Genomic DNA, 16,082 nt, shown 5'->3' on the forward strand with positions numbered 1-16,082 from the left:
CGCGTGCGACCGGAGTAAGTTCGGGACGGTGCGGTTGACCGAGTTTCAGGAACTGTTGCACACCGAGTTCGGTGTGGCCCGCGGCGACGCCCTGCTGGCCGACCACGTGATTCCCGCGCTGGGCGGGCGCACGGGCGCCGAAGCCATCGAGGCCGGGACCGATCCCCGCGACGTCTGGCGCGCCCTGTGCGCCGAGTTCGACGTGCCGAGGACGCGCTGGTGAGCGCCCCCGGGCAGGTGGAGCGCGACGAGCCGCTGTACCGATTCGACGAGCGGCAGCGAATGATCCCGCACGACCCGGAGCGTTTGGCCGTCCGGGTGGCGCAGGCGCGTCCCGACGACTTCGCGGGCTACCGGCAGACCGGCATCGAGCTGATGCTGCTCGGCCGCTACGACGAGGCGCTCGATCACCTCGATCGCGCGCTCGAACTGGTGGACACCGAACGGCGCCGGATCACCGTGTGGATCAACTTGGGCGACGTCTACCGCTACCGTGGCGACGCGGGCACCGCGGAGCGCTTGTACCGCCGCGCCGTGGAACACGCGCGGGTGGCCGCGCCGGAGGTGCTCTCGTTCGCCGTGCAGCACCTGGGCAAGGCGCTCGCCGAGCGCGGCCACCTGCCCGAGGCGCGCGAACTGCTGGCCGAGGCGATGCGGCTGCGCATCGCCGAGGGCGATCCGGAGGAGATCGAATCCACCCGCGCGGCGCTGGACACGCTCGACGAGCTGCCGATCCCGTTGCCACCCACCGTCGCGGCGCTGCTCGGCGCGGCGCCGAGCTGGTCGGACCGGCACGAGGGCATGAGCGGTGCGGTCGTGCGCGTCGACGGCGTCTACTGGCTCGAGCGCGGGCCCAAGGCGGTAGCCGAGTATCAGCGGCTCACCTGGCTGCGCGACCACGGGATACCCGTGCCGGAGGTCGCGGCGTTCGAGGACGACGTGCTGGTGCTCGCGGACGCGGGCGCACCGAGCTGGTCTGCGGACACGGACACGGGCGCGGCGTCGGTCGGCACGGCGCTCGGCAGACTGCTGCGGCGGTTGCACGACATTCCGGTCGCCGAGTGCCCGTTCGACGAGAGCCTGGACGTCGTGCTGGCGCGGGCGCGCCGCAACGTGGTCGAGGGACTCGTGGACGCGGACGATTTCGACGACGACAACACCGCAGCCACCCCGGCGGAGATCCTCGCGCGGCTGCTGGCGCAGCGGCCGGATCGAGAGGACCTGGTGGTGGCGCACGGCGATTTCACTCCGCCGAACGTGCTGACGAACGGGGTCCTGCTCGATGTCTCCGGCCTCGGTGTGGCCGACCGCTACCGCGATCTGGCGCTTGCCGCGCGCGATCTGCGCGCCGATCACGGTGAAGCGGAGGTGGCGGCCTTCTTCGCGGCCTACGGGCTGGCCGAGCCGGACGAGAGTCGCTTGACGTATTACCGGCTGCTGGACGAATTGTTCTGAAGGCTCAGGCTTTTCGCGCGTAGTGCCGCGCCGCTTTGGTGCGGTTGCCGCAGGTGGCCATGGAGTGCCAGCGGCGGGTGCCGTTCTTCGAGGTGTCGTAGAAGAACAGCACGCATTCCGGATGCGCGCATTGCCGGATCCGGTCCGGTGCGGTGCCCAACAGCTCCAGCAGGTTGTCGGCGGCCAGCCAGCCGGGCAGCCAGGCCGGCTCCGGGACGTCCACCAGGTCGGCGGGACCGGTCGCGGTGAGCGTGCGACGTACCCGGCCGTGGTCGAGCACGTCGTTGAGCCCGGCCGGGGAGGCGTGCACGACCGCGTCGTAGATGGCGGCGCGAGCGGCCACCACCGCGTGCAAAGTGGCCTCGTCGGCGGTCGCGCGATCGGTCAGTCCCGCCGAGGCCAGCCAGGTGCGCAGGCCGGTGACATCGGTGAGCAGGTCCTGTGGTCCGTGCTCGATCCATCTGGTGTTCAGCAGATCGAGCGCCAGGGGTTCACCGAGGTGGGGGCGTGGATCGGGCATGCCCGAGGGTACCGAGCGCGCGTTGTCGGCCACGGCCACCACCTCCTTTCTAACCGGTAAAACTATTTGAATGGTTGACACTGGCGTCCGGATTTGGGTAGGTTCTAACCAGTGAAACCACATAAGGTGGTTTAATCTTCCTAGGAGGAACCCATGACCTCGGTCGCCGCGCCTCAGCTCAGCACCGGTCACATCGGCCTGAACGTCTCCGATCTGGATCGCTCCGTGGACTTCTATCGCCGGGCGTTCGGTTTCGACCAGATCGCCGCGAGCGCCGACGAGCGGCGCCGCTGGGCCTTCCTCGGCCGCGACGGCAAGCTGGTCGTCACGCTGTGGGAGCAGAGCGACGGCGCGTTCTCCACCGAAACGCCGGGGCTGCATCATCTTTCGTTCCAGGTCGGCAGCATCGACGAGGTGCGCGCGGTGGAACGGGTGCTGCGGGAGCTCTCGGTCGCCTTCGCCCACGACGGCGTGGTGGCGCACGGCGAGGGCGTCGCGTCGGGCGGGATCTTCTTCACCGATCCCGACGGCATCCGGCTCGAGGTGTACGCGCCCAGCGGCGCCGAATCCGCCCCCGCGCCCAGCGGCGCCGCACCGACCTGCGGTTTCTTCTGACCCGGCCGGGTAGCGAAGGGAGCATCGTGATGGGGGCGTTCCATCGCGGGGAGATCGCCGTGCAACGCCGGATGGGGCAGGGCGACATCGCCGACCGGGTCGGCCGCATGATCCGTTCCGATATTCCCGCGGTCGCCGCCGGTTTCCTGGCCGACCAGCGGATGGTGGTGCTCGCCGCCGCCGACGCGGCGGGCCGGATGTGGGCGAGCGAGCTGGTCGGGCAGCCGGGATTCGTCCGGGCGGTGGACGAGCGGACCATTTCGATCGGCACCCGTCCGGCCGCCGCCGATCCGCTGCACGAAGCGCTGACCCGGCGCTCCCGCGTCGGCATGATCGCCCTGCAACCGCAGCGGCGCAGGCGGATGCGAGTCAACGGAAGATCGGCGCCGGACGGCGCGGGCTTGCGCATTGTCACCGATCAGGTGTACTCGAACTGCCCCAAGTACATCTCCCGGCGGGACGTCGAGAGCTACACACCCGGTGCCGCCGCGCCCAAGGTGCGTCACGGCGCCGCACTGGATGCCGATCAGCGGGCCGCGATCGCCTCGGCCGACACGTTCTTCGTCGCGACCGCGGACGAGGAGGGCAACGCCGACGCCTCGCACCGCGGTGGGAATCCCGGCTTCCTGCAGGTGCTCTCGCCCACCCGGCTGCGCTGGCCGGACTATCGGGGCAATTCGATGTTCATGACGCTCGGCAACATCGCGGTCGATCCCCGCTGCGGAATCCTGATCCCGGATTGGTCCACGGGCGCCATGTTGCAGCTCACCGGCACCGCCGAATTGATCTGGGCGCCCGAAACATTCACCGCGGGCGCGCAGTGCTCGATCGATTTCGCCATCGAAGAGGTGGTCGAGCGATCAGGGGGAGCGTTGCGATGGGGTCCTGCCGAGCTTTCTCCCGTGAATCCGTGAAACTTCGAGAAAGGTAGCTGTCATGCGACCTCCCCTGCCCCCGTTCGACGCGGAATCCGCCAAGGCCAAAGTGCGGGCTGCCGAAAACGCGTGGAACACCCGCGATCCGGAGCTGGTCGCCGCCGCCTACACCGAGGATTCGGTGTGGCGCAATCGCGACGAGTTCTTCACCGGCCGCGACGCCATCGTCGAATTCCTCACCAGGAAGTGGTCGATCGAGAACGGCTACGCGTTGCGCAAGGATCTGTGGGCCTTCGACGGCAACCGCATCGCGGTGCGGTTCCAGTACGAATGGCACGACGAATCCGGACAGTGGTTCCGCAGTTACGGCAACGAGCAGTGGGAGTTCGCGCCGGACGGGTTGATGTCCCGGCGCGAGGCCAGCATCAACGATGTCCGGATCGAGGAATCCGAGCGGCGCATCTTCGGGCCGAGGGATCCGGGTGACGAGTCCGTGCTGCCGCAGCGTTAGAACTGCCGGCTCGGTGCGAAACGGCGACGCCCGGCCGGGGCGCCGCCGTTCGCGGGGGAGTGGGGTCAGGCGGCGACGGTCTGGCGCTCGGCGTCGGCCCCGGTGTTCGCGCGCTGGCGGTGGAACAACGCGAACGCGATCAGTCCGAATCCGATGCCCACCGCGGCCGCGACGCCGAACGCCGCGTCGAGCCCGGAGACGAAGTGCGGCGCCGTCATCGGCTGCGCGGCGTCGGCCACCCCGCGGAAGACGGTGCCGAGCACCGCGACGCCGAGCGCGAGGCCCAGTTGCCGCGCGGTGTTCACCGCACCCGCGGCGGTGCCCGCCTGCTGCGGGGCGACCGCGGCCATGCCGACCGAGACCAGGGCGGGCGCGTTGACGCCGATGCCGATGCCGATCACCACGAATCCCGGCACCAGGGCGACCCAGGACGACCCCGCCCCGACGAGCATCAGCAGCCAGCTGCCCACGCCGACCACCACCAACCCCGCGCCGATGGTCCACTTCGGCGCGACGTCGTGCAGCAGCCGTCCGAACGCGCCCGCCACCACGAACGCGGTCGCGGCCATCGGCAGCATCGCCAGACCCGCGTGCAGCGGCGACATGCGCAGTTGCTGCTGCAGCCACAGCGAGATCAGAGGACTGCTCGCGAACGCGGCGAACGTCTGACCGGACGCGCCGAACAGGGTCGCGCCGAAATCGCGATTGCGCAGCAGTGCCAAGGGGAACATCGGCGCGGCACCGCGTGCCTCGACCCGACCGAAGATCGCCGCCGCGGCGGCGCCCAGCGCGAACGCGGTCAGCGCGGCCGCGTCCGTCCAGCCGTGCTCGCCGCCGCGGATGACGCCGTAGGTGACCGCCGTCGCCGCGGTCGCGAAGGCCAGCATGCCGGGCACGTCCACCGCTCGGCCCGCCCGCCGCCGAGCGGGCGGGAACACGACGGCGGTGAGAACGATCGCCAGCACGGCGATGGGCAGGTTGACGAAGAAGATCCAGCGCCACGACAGCGCCTCGGTGAGCACGCCGCCGAGGACCACGCCGATGCCAGCCGCCGCGCCGGACACCGCGCCCCAGACGCCGAAGGCGACGCCGCGGTCGCGGCCGGTGTAGGTGGCGTGCAGCAGCGACAGCGTGGTGGCGAACATGGCCGCGCCGCCGACGCCTTGCAGCGCGCGCGCCGCGACGAGGCCGGCCGCGCTCTGGGCGACGCCGCAGCCGAGCGAGGCGACCGCGAAGACGACCAGTCCGGCCAGGTAGGCGCGCTTCGCGCCGACCCGGTCGGCGAGCGAGCCGAGCACCAGCAGCAATGCGGCCAGCGCCAGGGCGTAGCCGTCCACCACCCACTGCAAGCCGGACAAACCGGTGTCCAGATCGGCGGCGATGTCCGGCAGGGCGACGTTCACGATGGTGACGTCGATGAGCAGCATCAGCGTGCCCAGGCACGCGGCGAACAAGGGGAGCCATTTCCTCACGGGAGCCTCCACGGCGGATTCGAACGATTTCGACGCCAAGCGTGCGGCAATCGACCGGAACCCCCTATCCGCAGCCACATCAGCGTTAGATTCCTCTAGTGGATGACGACAGCTCGAGCGAATCCTCCGAACTCGATGTGCTGGACAAACAGATCGTGCACGCGCTGGTGCACGACGCCCGGATTCCGTTCGCCCGGCTCGGCGGCGTTCTCGGGGTCTCCGAGCAGACGGTGGCGCGGCGGTACCGCGCCCTGCGACAGCGCGGCATCCTGCACGTGGCCGGGCAGGTGAACGCGGTGCCGCTGGGCCACGCGCGCTGGGTGCTGCGCCTGAAATCCACACCGGACAAAGCGCTGCGGCTGGCCGAATCGCTGGCCCGTTTCCCGGATCTGAGCTGGGTGACCCTGCTGTCCACCGGGTCCGAGGTCACCTGCGTCGGCAGGCCGCGCTCGATCCAGCGGCGCGACGCGCTGCTGTTGCAGATCCTGCCCCGCGCCCCGCAAGTGCTGGAACTGGCCGCGCACGAGGTCATCCATCGTTTCCCGCTGGACGAGGAGTGGCCGCGCTATCGGCACCTGCTCACCGCCGCTCAGTTGGACGAACTCGGCCCGGCCCGGCCGAGGTGCTCAGGTGTGGGACCGAACGCGTCGGTGGACCTCTCGGCGGCCGACGAGGCGATGCTCACGCTGCTCGGCCGGGACGGGCGCGCTCCGTACGCCCAGCTCGCGGCCGCGACCGGATGGACGGCCCCACGGGTCGCGCGGCGCATGGCCGAGCTGACCGCGGCGGGCGTGCTGTATTTCGACGTCGATTTCGCGATCGAGCGAATGGGCTACGGTGTGCGCGGCGCGCTGTGGCTGCGCGTGCGGCCCGCCGACCTGGACGCGGTGGGGCGCGCGATGGCCACGCACCCGGAGATCGTCTTCGCCGCCGCCACCACCGGGTCGTCCAACCTGTTCGCTTCGATCATCTGCCGCGACACCGCGGACCTCTACCGGTATGTGACCGAGCGGCTCGGCGCGCTGGCGGGGATCACCGACGTGGAGGTGACGCCTTCCCTGCGTGTGCTCAAACAGGCGCAGACGCTGCTGGACACCGACCGGATCGCGCTCGTGCGCTGATCGCCCGGAGTTCGCCGGGAGCGGCGCGGCGCGTGCGGGGCGCGTCGCTTGACTCGAACACCTGTTCGTCTAGGCTGGTCGCCGGAACTTGTCGGTGCCGCGCTCTACTGTAGGCGCCAACCACAGAAAGACTTACCCGTCGAAAAGGGGATCAGGACATGGCACCACAGGCGTACGACCGGGACAAGGCGCTCGAGCTCGCGCTGGCCCAGGTGGAGAAGAGCTTCGGCAAGGGCGCCGTCATGCGCCTCGGCGAGGAGGCGCGCCAGCCCATCTCGGTGATCCCCACCGGCTCGATCGCGCTCGACGTCGCGCTCGGCATCGGCGGCCTGCCGCGCGGCCGCGTCGTCGAGATCTACGGCCCGGAATCCTCGGGTAAGACCACCGTGGCGCTGCACGCGGTGGCCAACGCGCAAGCCGCGGGCGGGGTGGCGGCGTTCATCGACGCCGAGCACGCGCTCGATCCGGACTACGCCCGCAAGCTGGGCGTCGACACCGACGCGCTGCTCGTCTCCCAGCCCGATACGGGTGAGCAGGCGCTGGAGATCGCCGACATGCTGGTGCGCTCCGGCGCCATCGACATCATCGTCATCGACTCGGTGGCCGCGCTGGTGCCGCGCGCCGAGATCGAGGGCGAGATGGGCGACAGCCACGTCGGCCTGCAGGCCCGCCTGATGAGCCAGGCGCTGCGCAAGATGACCAGCGCGTTGAACAATTCCGGCACCACCGCCATCTTCATCAACCAGTTGCGCGAGAAGATCGGCGTGATGTTCGGCTCGCCGGAGACCACCACCGGCGGCAAGGCGCTGAAGTTCTACGCCTCGGTGCGCTTGGACGTGCGTCGTATCGAGACGCTCAAGGACGGCAGCGACGCGGTGGGCAACCGCACCCGCGTGAAGGTCGTGAAGAACAAGGTCTCCCCGCCGTTCAAGCAGGCCGAGTTCGACATCCTCTACGGTCACGGCATCTCCAAGGAAGGCTCGCTCATCGACATGGGCGTCGAGCAGGGCTTCATCCGCAAGTCCGGCTCCTGGTACACCTACGAGGGCGATCAGCTCGGTCAGGGCAAGGAGAACGCCCGCAAGTTCCTGCTGGAGAACGTCGACGTCCGCGACGAGATCGAGAAGAAGATCAAGGAGAAGCTCGGCATCGGCGCCGACGTGACGGCCGATGCGGCCGCGGAGGTGCCCGCCGATTTCTGAGCCGACGCACAGCCGTCGCTCGCCCGGAACGGCTCCGTCCGGCTCCGGGCGGGCACGAGCCGACGCGGTGCAGGAGATGCGGCGCCGGCTGGAAGAACTCCTGTCCGCCTCCGGTTCGCCGGACGGCGCCCGGTCGCGCGGGCAGGATCACGAACTCGTCCGGAGGGCCGAAGGTGATTCGGCCGCGCCGGACACCATGGGAACCCGGCCGGGCGCATCCGATCCGCAGCGGGTGCGCTCGGCTGGGTCCCGTCGTAGTCACCGGGGAGCGCGGACCGGCTCGGCATCGGCCGGCTCCGAAGGAGGATCGGCGGCTCCGGGAGCGGCCGGAGCCGAAGGCGGAACGGTCGAACAGGCGAAGGAGGCGTGTCTGCGTCTGCTGGCCGTTCGCGCTCGCAGCCGTGCCGAGCTGGCGCAGCGTCTGGCCGCCAAGGGGTACTCGGCCGAAGTGAGCGAGCGGGCGCTCGATCGCCTCGGCGAAGTGGGGCTCGTCGACGACGCCGCCTTCGCCGAGCAATGGGTGCATTCTCGCCACACCTTCTCCGGTAAAGGCAAACAGGCGCTCGCGCAGGAACTCCGGCGCAAGGGCGTCGCGCAGTCGGATGCCGCGGCCGCTCTCGAAGCCATCACCGGCGACGACGAGGAGGCCCGCGCCGCCGAGCTGGTCCGCCGCAAATTGCGCTCGCTGCCGCGAGAACTGGACCAGGACAAGACGATCCGCCGCCTCGTCGGCATGCTCGCCCGGCGGGGTTACGGCCAGTCCACGGCCTACCGGGTGGTCAAAACCGAATTGGCCGCTCGGGGAGTCGAGGGCGACCTCGACGAGTCCATCGATTGAACTCGATGGCGCACGTGGCTTCCGGTGATGCAGAGCCGGGGTCGGTCGGTCCGGCGATGTCGTATACCGGCTGCCGTCCAACCGCACGAACTCGTGCGTGTTCGTCGCCGGCACCGGGGTCGGCGCCTCGCGACGGCGGCTGAAGCCATGCGCGGTCGTCGTCGGCGATCGCCGAATCGATCCGGCCCGGTCGGGCCGAGCCGTATCCCGCTCACAACTGCGCTCCACGCCGGTCGGCTGTGCGGGATACGGAGGGCCGGTGCGCGGCTTCACCTGTGCCGGGTGCGGCCACCGCACTGGAGAGATCCCGGGTCTAGCGGAATCTCGGACGGCTACGACGTTTTCGATCGGTTTGCTGATTGTCGCTGCTCGGACAGCCGATCGGGGCCCGGCCCGCGGCGGTCGAGGTCTGTACCCTTCGTACCGCCGCGGCGGAGGTGCAACGCTGCGCGGGTTTCGGGTGCGGCATAGTCGGTCTACGCCTCTCCTGTGTCGGAGGATGGACCGGCGGCCTCGATGCCCGCCATGGCGGCGCGTTCGTCCTCCAAGGAGGTCGCGGCCCCAGTCGACCCCACCGCGCCGAGAATTCTGCCCGCCGAGTCCCGGGTGAACACGCCGCCGGGCACGTCGAGGATGCGCCCTTCGGCGAGTGCCGCCACCGAGGTGAAGAAGGCAGGCACGGCCGCCGCGCGGCGGGCGATCTCGCGATTGGGGAGGCCGAGCACGCCCCAAGCCTTGGCTATCGCGATCTGTGGTCGCAATATGCCGGAGCCGTCCTGGCGTTGTAACGCGACGAGATGGCCGCCCTGGCCGAGAACCGCCGCCGTGAGCGGGTCGAAGCCGTGCGCGGTGCCGTGGGCGAGCGCCTCGCTGACGATGAGCGTCGCGCGTTCCAGCGTGATCGAGGTCGTGGTAACCGTCATTTCCTACTCCTGTGTCGGGGACTTGCGGATTGCGCCCCACACGGCGCTCACCGACGCGAGCACCCAGGTGGCGCGATCAAGCCGCACGCTCACCTGATCCAGCACATGGCGCACCGACTCCAGCGCCGATTGCAGCGCGCCTTGGATCCAGGCGTGCGCGACCGACAGATGTTCGCCGGCGAAGAACACCCGCGGCGCCGGGTACGGACGCGGGGCGCCGATTTCGGCGAGGTAGCGCGCGTGCTGACCCGGTGCCAGGTAGGCGAACGCGCCACCGCCGATCCCGACCTGCTCGTCCCAGTCGGGGAAGGACTCGTCGAACAAAAGGGCGGAGGTACGGCTGGTCATCGATCAACTCCCGCAGGTTTGAAGCACTGATGACCGTCCCACCGGTCGTACCGGGGATCGGCGTATGCCTACGAGATTGAACGGACGCCTGCGCGGGCACGAGTGTTGCGCTCAGCTCGAGCGCAACACTCCGGCGCCGCGATCCGCGCCGTGCGGTATTGCCGCGCGGTAGCTAGTTCGCTTGCGCTGCAACGGTTCCGACGCCGGACTCAGGGTTTGTGGCCGAGGTCGACGCCGGGCGCGGCGTCGGTGATGACCGAGTCGGCGGCGACAACCGCGCCGCCGCCCTTGCCGCGTCTGCGTGCCCGTAGCCGCTGCTCCAGTTTGGTCGCCACCAGCGTCAGCGCGCTGTTGAGCGCGATCATGACGATGGCGATGACGATCAGCGCCGGGATCGTGTTCTGCTCGGCCGCGCCGAGCTGCTGGCCGGAGCGCACGATCTCGACGTAGGTGATCTGGTAGCCAAGCGCCGAGTCCTTGAGCGCGACCACCATCTGCGAGATCAGCGCGGGCAGCATGGCCGTGATCGCCTGCGGCAGCAGGATCAACCGCATCAGCTGGTTCTTGCGCAGGCCCAGCGCGACGGCCGCCTCGGTCTGCCCCTTCGGCAGCGAGCGGATGCCCGCGCGCACGATCTCCGCGATGACCGAGCCGTTGTAGACGGTCAGCGCGGTGACCACCGCGGCGAGCGCGAGATCCTCCGACGCGAACAGGTCGTACTCGGAGTACACCGCGAACAGGAAGATCATCAGGATCAGCACGGGAATGGCGCGCGCCACCTCGACGACGGTTCCCGCGATCCAGCGCACCACGCGATGGTCCGACAGCCGCAGGATGCCGAAGATCATGCCGACGATCAGCGCCAGCACGATGGACAGCAGCGCGGCGACGACCGTGCCGCGCAGACCGGGCAGCAGGTAGGTCGACCAGACCTCCGCCTCCAGGAACGGCTTCCACTTCTCCGCGGTGAACTGCCCCTTGTCGGCGAAACCGCGATAGAGCACCCAGCCCGTCGCGGCCACGGCGACCACGACCAGCAGCGAGTAGACGTTGTTGCGCAGCCGCGCCTTCGGGCCCGGCGCGTCGAACAGGACCGAAGCTCCCGTGCTCATCGGGCGACCTCGTATCTCTTGGCCAGCCAGCCGAAGAACAGGCCGGTCGGCAGGGTCAGGATCACGAAGCCGAGCGCGAAGATCGCGCCGATCGCCAGGACGGCGGCCTCGGTCTCGGTCATCTCCGCCATCAGGGTCGCCGCTTCGGCGACGCCGATCGCCGAGGCGATGGTGGAGTTCTTGGTCAGCGCGATCAACACGCTGCCCAGCGGGGCGATCACCGAGCGGAAAGCCTGCGGCAATACGACCAGCCGCAGGTTCTGCAGGAAGCCGAACCCGAGCGAGCGGCCCGCCTCGGACTGGCCCATCGGCACGGTGTTGATGCCCGCGCGCAGCGACTCGCAGACGAAGGAGGCGGTGTAGAGGCTCAGGCCGACGACCGCGAAGCGGAAGTTGTTCTGCGCCAACGAGTCCGGCCCCTCACCGGCCAGGCGCCAGCCCATCGTCGTGTAGAGGCCCAGCGACATGAACACGATGATCAGCGTGAGCGGGGTGTTGCGGAAGACGGTGACGTAGGCGGTGCCGACCCAGCGGGCGACCGGCACGGGAGACACGCGCAGCGCCGCGACGACGGTGCCGAGGATCAGCGCGCCGACCGCGGACAGCACGGTCAGCTGGATGGTCACCCAGAAGGCTTCGAGGATTTGGCTGTCGTACCTCGAGATCAGGTCGAACACGGCGGACGCGTTCCTCCGATCGGGTCTCGATGGGCAGGGGCGGTGCGGCGGGTGGCCCGGCCCGGTCGGGGACGGGCCACCCGTGCCGGGCGGGCAGTGCGGACGCTCAGTACCGGTTCACCGTCGGCGACTGCGGGGCCTGGTAGCCCGACGCGCCGACGGTCGAGTCGAACGCCTTCTTCCAGGAACCGTCGGCGATCATCGCCTCGATCGCGTCGTTGATCTTGTCGCGCAGTTCCTTGTCGCCCTTCTTCAACCCGATGCCGTAGTTCTCCGTGGTGAACGGCTTGCCGACCACCTTGAACGCGCCGCTGCTCTGCGCCGCGTAACCGGCCAGGATGATGTCGTCGGTGGTCACCGCGTCCCAGGAGCCCGCGCGCAGGCCCTCGAGGCACAGCGAGTAGGTGTCGTTGGTCTGCAGCTGCGTATCGGGGAAGTTCTTCTCGATGTTCTGGGCCGGGGTGGAGCCCTTCACCGAGCAGACCTTCTTGCCCTTCAGGTTGTCCGGGCCGTTGATGTCGGTGTTGTCGGCGCGCACCAGCAGCGACTGTCCCGCGACGTAGTACGGTCCGGCGAAGTCGACCTTCTCCTTGCGCTTGTCGTTGATCGAGTAGGTGGCGACGATGTAGTCGACCTGCCCGTTCTCGATCAGGGTCTCGCGCTGCGGCGACGGCGCCTCCTTGAACGTGATGTCGTTCGGCTGCACGCCCAGTTTCCCGGCTACGTACTTGGCCACCTCGACGTCGAAGCCGCTGTAGGACCCGTCCTTGTTCCGCAGGCCCAGGCCCGGCTGGTCGAACTTGATGCCGATGGTGAGCTTGCCGTCCTTGGCGTGATCCAGGGCGGACTTGTCGCTGCCGCCGCCACACGCGGTGGCGGTCGCGGCGGCGAGTGTCAGGGCGATCGCCCCGACGCCGATGCGCAGAGCGCGATTGATCCTCATCGAGTTCCTTCTCCCTATCCAGTGGGTGTGCTGGCCGCTGTTCCGGCAGGTCAGTGGCTCAAGATCTTGCCCAGGAAGTCCTTCGCACGCTCGGACTTCGGGGCGGTGAAGAAGGCGTCCGGCGCCGCGTCCTCCACCACCTGGCCGTCGGCCATGAACAGCACCCGATTCCCCGCGCGGCGCGCGAAGCCCATCTCGTGGGTGACGACCAGCATCGTCATCCCGTCCTTGGCCAGCGACACCATGACCTCCAGCACCTCGTTGACCATCTCCGGGTCCAGGGCGGAGGTCGGCTCGTCGAACAGCATCACCTTCGGGCTCATCGCCAGCGCCCTGGCGATGGCGACGCGCTGCTGCTGGCCGCCCGACAGCTGCGCCGGGTACTTGTCGGCCTGATCGGCGATGCCGACCCGGTCGAGCAGCTCCATGGCGCGCGTCCGAGCGTCGTCCTTCTTGACCTTGCGGACCTTGACCGGCGCGAGCATGACGTTCTCGAGGATCGTCTTGTGCGCGAAGAGATTGAAGGACTGGAAGACCATGCCGACGTCGGCGCGCAGCGCGGCCAGCGCGCGGCCCTCGGCGGGCAGTGGGGTCCCGTCGATGGCGATGTCGCCGGAATCGATCGGCTCCAGCCGGTTGATGGTGCGACACAGCGTCGACTTGCCGGACCCCGATGGCCCCAGGACGATGACGACCTGGCCCTTGGGGACCTCGAGATTGATGTCCTTCAGCACGTGCAGGTCGCCGAAGTGTTTGTCCACATTGCGCATCGAGATCATCGGCGGCGCGCTGGTGGCGGCGCTGACGTCCCCGGCAGAGGCGTCCCCGGTCGTGCCGGGAGCGGCTGCGTCGTCGGTCATGGTCATGACCTTAGGCAAAAATCGGAAATTTGCCCGACTTTCCGCGACACACCCTCCCGCCACGCCGATTCGACATGTGCGCGTAACTTCACGGTCCCTCCGTCCTCGGCCGCGGACGCCCCCCGAGCCTGGGCAGATGCCCGCGAAAACCGTCGGAGGCCGCCCCGTACCCTGGACGGGTGGATTCGATCGGACAGGCAGTGTTGGCTCCCGCGCCCGCCGAGGGCACAGCACGCAGTTACGAGGTCCGCACCTTCGGTTGCCAGATGAACGTGCACGATTCCGAACGCTTGTCGGGTTTGCTGGAGGACGCGGGCTACGTGAAGGCCGCGCCCGGCGCGCAGGCCGACCTCGTCGTCTTCAACACCTGCGCGGTGCGCGAGAACGCCGACAACAAGCTCTACGGCACGCTCGGGCACCTGGCGCCGATCAAGGCGAGCCGTCCCGGCATGCAGATCGCCGTCGGCGGCTGCCTGGCGCAGAAGGACCGCGACGTCGTGGTGCGCAAGGCGCCGTGGGTGGACGTGGTGTTCGGCACCCACAACATCGGTTCGCTGCCGGTGCTGCTGGAGCGGGCGCGGCACAACAGGGAAGCCCAGGTGGAGATCCTGGAGTCGCTGGAGGCGTTCCCGTCCACCCTGCCCGCCAAGCGCGAGTCCGCCTACGCGGGATGGGTTTCCATCTCGGTCGGCTGCAACAACACCTGCACCTTCTGCATCGTGCCTTCGCTGCGCGGCAAGGAGGTCGACCGCCGCCCCGGTGACGTGCTCGCCGAGGTGCAGGCGCTGGTGGACCAAGGCGTGCTCGAGGTGACGCTGCTCGGGCAGAACGTGAACTCCTACGGCGCCTCGTTCGCAGACCCGGACGAGCCGCGCGACCGCGGCGCGTTCGCCAAACTGCTGCGCGCGTGCGGGCACATCGACGGCTTGGAGCGGGTCCGCTTCACCTCGCCGCACCCCGCCGAGTTCACCGACGACGTGATCGAGGCCATGGCCGAGACCCCGAACATCTGCCCGCAGCTGCACATGCCGCTGCAGTCGGGTTCGGACCGGGTGCTCAAGGCGATGCGCCGCTCCTATCGCAAGGCCCGCTACCTGGGCATCATCGACAAGGTGCGCGCCGCCATGCCGCACGCCGCGATCACCACCGACATCATCGTCGGCTTCCCCGGTGAGACCGAGGAAGACTTCCAGGAGACCCTGGACGTGGTCCGGCAGGCGCGTTTCACCAGCGCGTTCACCTTCCAGTACTCCAAGCGGCCCGGCACGCCCGCCGCCGAGATGCCCGACCAGCTGCCCAAGGCCGTGGTCCAGGAGCGCTACGACCGGCTCATCGCGCTGCAGGAGGAGATCTCCCTTGCCGCCAACCGCGAGCTGCTCGGCACCGAGGTGGAATTGCTGGTAGCCGATGGCGCCGGCAAGAAGAACGCCGCCACCGCGCGGATGAGCGGCCGCGCCCGCGACGGCAGGCTCGTGCACTTCCGCCCGGGCGGCACGGCCGAGCCGATCCGCCCCGGCGACCTGGTCACGGTGGACATCACCGCAGCGGCGCCGCACCACTTGGTCGCCGATGCCGCGATCAAGAGCCACCGCCGCACCCGCGCCGGTGACGCGCACGAGCGTGGCGTCACGCCGAAGACCGCGCCGATCGGCGTGGGGCTCGGATTGCCCCGCATCGGCGCGCCCGCACCCGAACCGGCGGCCGCGGGCTGCTCGACCGGCTGCGGCGCATGACCACGAACGCGGACGACGATGACGACGTCACTCGTGGCGTCGAAGGGTCTGCCGCGTCCGGCGACGACCAGCCCGGCGCGTCCGCGGCTCCGGGGCGCGAGCAGGCGCGCCCCGCTGGAGACGAACGAAACGAGGACTCAGTGAGCTCGGTCGAGAGCACCAGCGACTTCGAACAATTCCGCGACGATCTGGACGCCGTCGAGCGCAAGATCGCCGGTGAGATCGATCCCGGGGTCCGCGCGATGGTCGTGGCAGGCGCGGTGTTCGTGCTGCTGGCCTCGCTGGTGCTGCCGCACGCGGGCGCGGCGCGCGGCTTCGACGTGCTGCTGAACACCGACGTCGCGCGGGCCGAGCACATCGGGCTGCCCTCGCGGATCTTCGTGTGGTTCGTGGTGGTGTTCGGCATCGGGTTCTCGATGCTGGCGCTGATGACCCGCCGTTGGGTGCTCGCGTGGATCGCGGTCGCGGGCAGCGCCGTGGCGGCCGTGTTCGGCGTGCTGTCCATCTGGCACCGCCAGACGCCGGGACTCGGCAACTACATCGGCGCAGGCCCCGGCATCGGCCTGATCCTCGGCGCGATCGTGACCGTCGTGCTCACCTTCCACTGGATCCGGGTGGTGTGGAGCCGGACCGCGCTGCACCTGGCCGCCGAGGAGCAGCGCCGCAACGCCGCCGCGGCGGCGGAGGAACGCGACCGCCGTCGCCTCATGGGCGATTCCTGACCGGAGCCTGTTCCGCGAACGACAGCGGCTGTGACTCGCGGTGGTAGATGGCGGTGTTCTCGCACCGTTAGGTGGCGCCGATGACGAGGGTGCTGCGGGCGGTTTCGACGACGTCGGCGGTGATGGTGTGGAGTTCGTTGATTTTCATGATCCGG

18 protein-coding genes are annotated in these 16,082 nt (G+C 69.6%); 10 read left to right on the forward strand and 8 right to left on the reverse strand.

Translation table 11 applies throughout. The features are described from left to right. Positions 1-28 precede the first annotated feature (28 nt). Together U3653_RS13145 and U3653_RS13150 are read left to right on the forward strand one after the other, a co-directional pair. Positions 29-223 carry a DUF3046 domain-containing protein gene (locus U3653_RS13145; protein WP_195078842.1) on the forward strand — a complete coding sequence of 65 codons (195 nt, stop codon included), beginning with the start codon at positions 29-31 and terminating at the stop codon, positions 221-223. Then, a complete protein-coding gene (locus tag U3653_RS13150) occupies positions 220-1,455 on the forward strand; it encodes a phosphotransferase (protein WP_323124735.1) in 1,236 nt (411 codons plus the stop codon). The genes U3653_RS13145 and U3653_RS13150 overlap by 4 nt, the downstream gene beginning before the upstream one ends. A gap of 4 nt (positions 1,456-1,459) precedes the next feature. Here U3653_RS13150 and U3653_RS13155 read toward each other — a convergent pair whose 3' ends face one another. Then, entirely contained in the window at positions 1,460-1,975 is a 516-nt protein-coding gene (locus U3653_RS13155; RefSeq protein WP_195078960.1) for a CGNR zinc finger domain-containing protein, read from the reverse strand. Positions 1,976-2,128: 153 nt separating this feature from the next. Here U3653_RS13155 and U3653_RS13160 point away from each other — a divergent pair, with 153 nt between their 5' ends. Genes U3653_RS13160 through U3653_RS13170 form a run of 3 tightly spaced genes read left to right on the forward strand, consistent with a single transcriptional unit; the run spans position 2,129 to position 3,976 of the window. Then, on the forward strand, positions 2,129-2,590 hold the full coding sequence (locus U3653_RS13160) for a VOC family protein (protein WP_195078843.1): 462 nt from the start codon (positions 2,129-2,131) through the stop codon (positions 2,588-2,590). A 29-nt stretch (positions 2,591-2,619) separates the two neighbouring features. Then, the gene (locus tag U3653_RS13165; RefSeq protein ID WP_195078844.1) at positions 2,620-3,504 is read left to right on the forward strand and encodes a pyridoxamine 5'-phosphate oxidase family protein; all 885 of its coding nucleotides are present in this window, start codon (positions 2,620-2,622) and stop codon (positions 3,502-3,504) included. Between the two features lie 22 nt (positions 3,505-3,526). Then, positions 3,527-3,976: a nuclear transport factor 2 family protein gene (locus U3653_RS13170; protein WP_195078845.1), complete on the forward strand. Its 450-nt coding sequence runs from the start codon at positions 3,527-3,529 to the stop codon at positions 3,974-3,976. 65 nt (positions 3,977-4,041) lie between these two features. Here the strand turns inward: U3653_RS13170 and U3653_RS13175 are convergent, their stop codons facing one another. Next, positions 4,042-5,448 (reverse strand): MFS transporter, encoded by a 1,407-nt coding sequence (locus U3653_RS13175; RefSeq protein ID WP_323124736.1) that lies wholly within the window; start codon positions 5,446-5,448, stop codon positions 4,042-4,044. A 98-nt stretch (positions 5,449-5,546) separates the two neighbouring features. Here U3653_RS13175 and U3653_RS13180 point away from each other — a divergent pair, with 98 nt between their 5' ends. From U3653_RS13180 to recX, 3 genes are all read left to right on the forward strand, one after another. Then, positions 5,547-6,569 (forward strand): Lrp/AsnC family transcriptional regulator, encoded by a 1,023-nt coding sequence (locus U3653_RS13180; RefSeq protein WP_323124737.1) that lies wholly within the window; start codon positions 5,547-5,549, stop codon positions 6,567-6,569. 158 nt (positions 6,570-6,727) lie between these two features. After that, complete coding sequence (gene recA / locus U3653_RS13185; protein ID WP_043728224.1) at positions 6,728-7,771, forward strand: recombinase RecA; 1,044 nt, start codon at positions 6,728-6,730, stop codon at positions 7,769-7,771. A 196-nt stretch (positions 7,772-7,967) separates the two neighbouring features. Beyond that, complete coding sequence (recX, locus tag U3653_RS13190; RefSeq protein WP_195078962.1) at positions 7,968-8,609, forward strand: recombination regulator RecX; 642 nt, start codon at positions 7,968-7,970, stop codon at positions 8,607-8,609. Between the two features lie 476 nt (positions 8,610-9,085). Here recX and U3653_RS13195 read toward each other — a convergent pair whose 3' ends face one another. From U3653_RS13195 to U3653_RS13220, 6 genes are all read right to left on the reverse strand, one after another. Further along, on the reverse strand, positions 9,086-9,532 hold the full coding sequence (locus U3653_RS13195) for a GlcG/HbpS family heme-binding protein (RefSeq protein WP_195078847.1): 447 nt from the start codon (positions 9,530-9,532) through the stop codon (positions 9,086-9,088). A 3-nt stretch (positions 9,533-9,535) separates the two neighbouring features. Next, a complete protein-coding gene (locus U3653_RS13200) occupies positions 9,536-9,880 on the reverse strand; it encodes an FAD-dependent oxidoreductase (protein ID WP_323124738.1) in 345 nt (114 codons plus the stop codon). 209 nt (positions 9,881-10,089) lie between these two features. Further along, complete coding sequence (locus U3653_RS13205; protein WP_195078848.1) at positions 10,090-10,992, reverse strand: amino acid ABC transporter permease; 903 nt, start codon at positions 10,990-10,992, stop codon at positions 10,090-10,092. After that, a complete protein-coding gene (locus U3653_RS13210; RefSeq protein ID WP_195078849.1) occupies positions 10,989-11,669 on the reverse strand; it encodes an amino acid ABC transporter permease in 681 nt (226 codons plus the stop codon). The genes U3653_RS13205 and U3653_RS13210 overlap by 4 nt, the downstream gene beginning before the upstream one ends. A gap of 106 nt (positions 11,670-11,775) precedes the next feature. After that, positions 11,776-12,612 carry a glutamate ABC transporter substrate-binding protein gene (locus U3653_RS13215; protein ID WP_195078850.1) on the reverse strand — a complete coding sequence of 279 codons (837 nt, stop codon included), beginning with the start codon at positions 12,610-12,612 and terminating at the stop codon, positions 11,776-11,778. Between the two features lie 50 nt (positions 12,613-12,662). Beyond that, positions 12,663-13,391 (reverse strand): amino acid ABC transporter ATP-binding protein, encoded by a 729-nt coding sequence (locus U3653_RS13220; protein ID WP_195078963.1) that lies wholly within the window; start codon positions 13,389-13,391, stop codon positions 12,663-12,665. A gap of 260 nt (positions 13,392-13,651) precedes the next feature. Here U3653_RS13220 and miaB point away from each other — a divergent pair, with 260 nt between their 5' ends. Continuing rightward, positions 13,652-15,205, forward strand: coding sequence for a tRNA (N6-isopentenyl adenosine(37)-C2)-methylthiotransferase MiaB (gene miaB, locus U3653_RS13225; protein WP_195078851.1), 1,554 nt, complete (start codon positions 13,652-13,654; stop codon positions 15,203-15,205). Further along, positions 15,202-15,927 (forward strand): Rv2732c family membrane protein, encoded by a 726-nt coding sequence (locus U3653_RS13230; RefSeq protein WP_323124739.1) that lies wholly within the window; start codon positions 15,202-15,204, stop codon positions 15,925-15,927. The genes miaB and U3653_RS13230 overlap by 4 nt, the downstream gene beginning before the upstream one ends. The last annotated feature ends 155 nt before the right edge of the window (positions 15,928-16,082 follow it).

It is taken from the genome of Nocardia implantans, assembly GCF_035544775.1.
Classification (GTDB): domain Bacteria; phylum Actinomycetota; class Actinomycetes; order Mycobacteriales; family Mycobacteriaceae; genus Nocardia; species Nocardia implantans.

Coding starts and splice junctions, on each gene's coding strand:
- U3653_RS13155 (WP_195078960.1), bottom strand. CDS start 1,975: ATGCCCGATCCACGCCCCCACCTCGGTGAACCCCTGGCGCTCGATCTG.
- U3653_RS13200 (WP_323124738.1), bottom strand. CDS start 9,880: ATGACCAGCCGTACCTCCGCCCTTTTGTTCGACGAGTCCTTCCCCGAC.
- U3653_RS13230 (WP_323124739.1), top strand. CDS start 15,202: ATGACCACGAACGCGGACGACGATGACGACGTCACTCGTGGCGTCGAA.
- U3653_RS13165 (WP_195078844.1), top strand. CDS start 2,620: ATGGGGGCGTTCCATCGCGGGGAGATCGCCGTGCAACGCCGGATGGGG.
- recX (WP_195078962.1), top strand. CDS start 7,968: ATGGGAACCCGGCCGGGCGCATCCGATCCGCAGCGGGTGCGCTCGGCT.
- U3653_RS13220 (WP_195078963.1), bottom strand. CDS start 13,391: ATGATCTCGATGCGCAATGTGGACAAACACTTCGGCGACCTGCACGTG.
- U3653_RS13160 (WP_195078843.1), top strand. CDS start 2,129: ATGACCTCGGTCGCCGCGCCTCAGCTCAGCACCGGTCACATCGGCCTG.
- U3653_RS13205 (WP_195078848.1), bottom strand. CDS start 10,992: ATGAGCACGGGAGCTTCGGTCCTGTTCGACGCGCCGGGCCCGAAGGCG.
- U3653_RS13215 (WP_195078850.1), bottom strand. CDS start 12,612: ATGAGGATCAATCGCGCTCTGCGCATCGGCGTCGGGGCGATCGCCCTG.
- U3653_RS13170 (WP_195078845.1), top strand. CDS start 3,527: ATGCGACCTCCCCTGCCCCCGTTCGACGCGGAATCCGCCAAGGCCAAA.
- recA (WP_043728224.1), top strand. CDS start 6,728: ATGGCACCACAGGCGTACGACCGGGACAAGGCGCTCGAGCTCGCGCTG.
- U3653_RS13195 (WP_195078847.1), bottom strand. CDS start 9,532: ATGACGGTTACCACGACCTCGATCACGCTGGAACGCGCGACGCTCATC.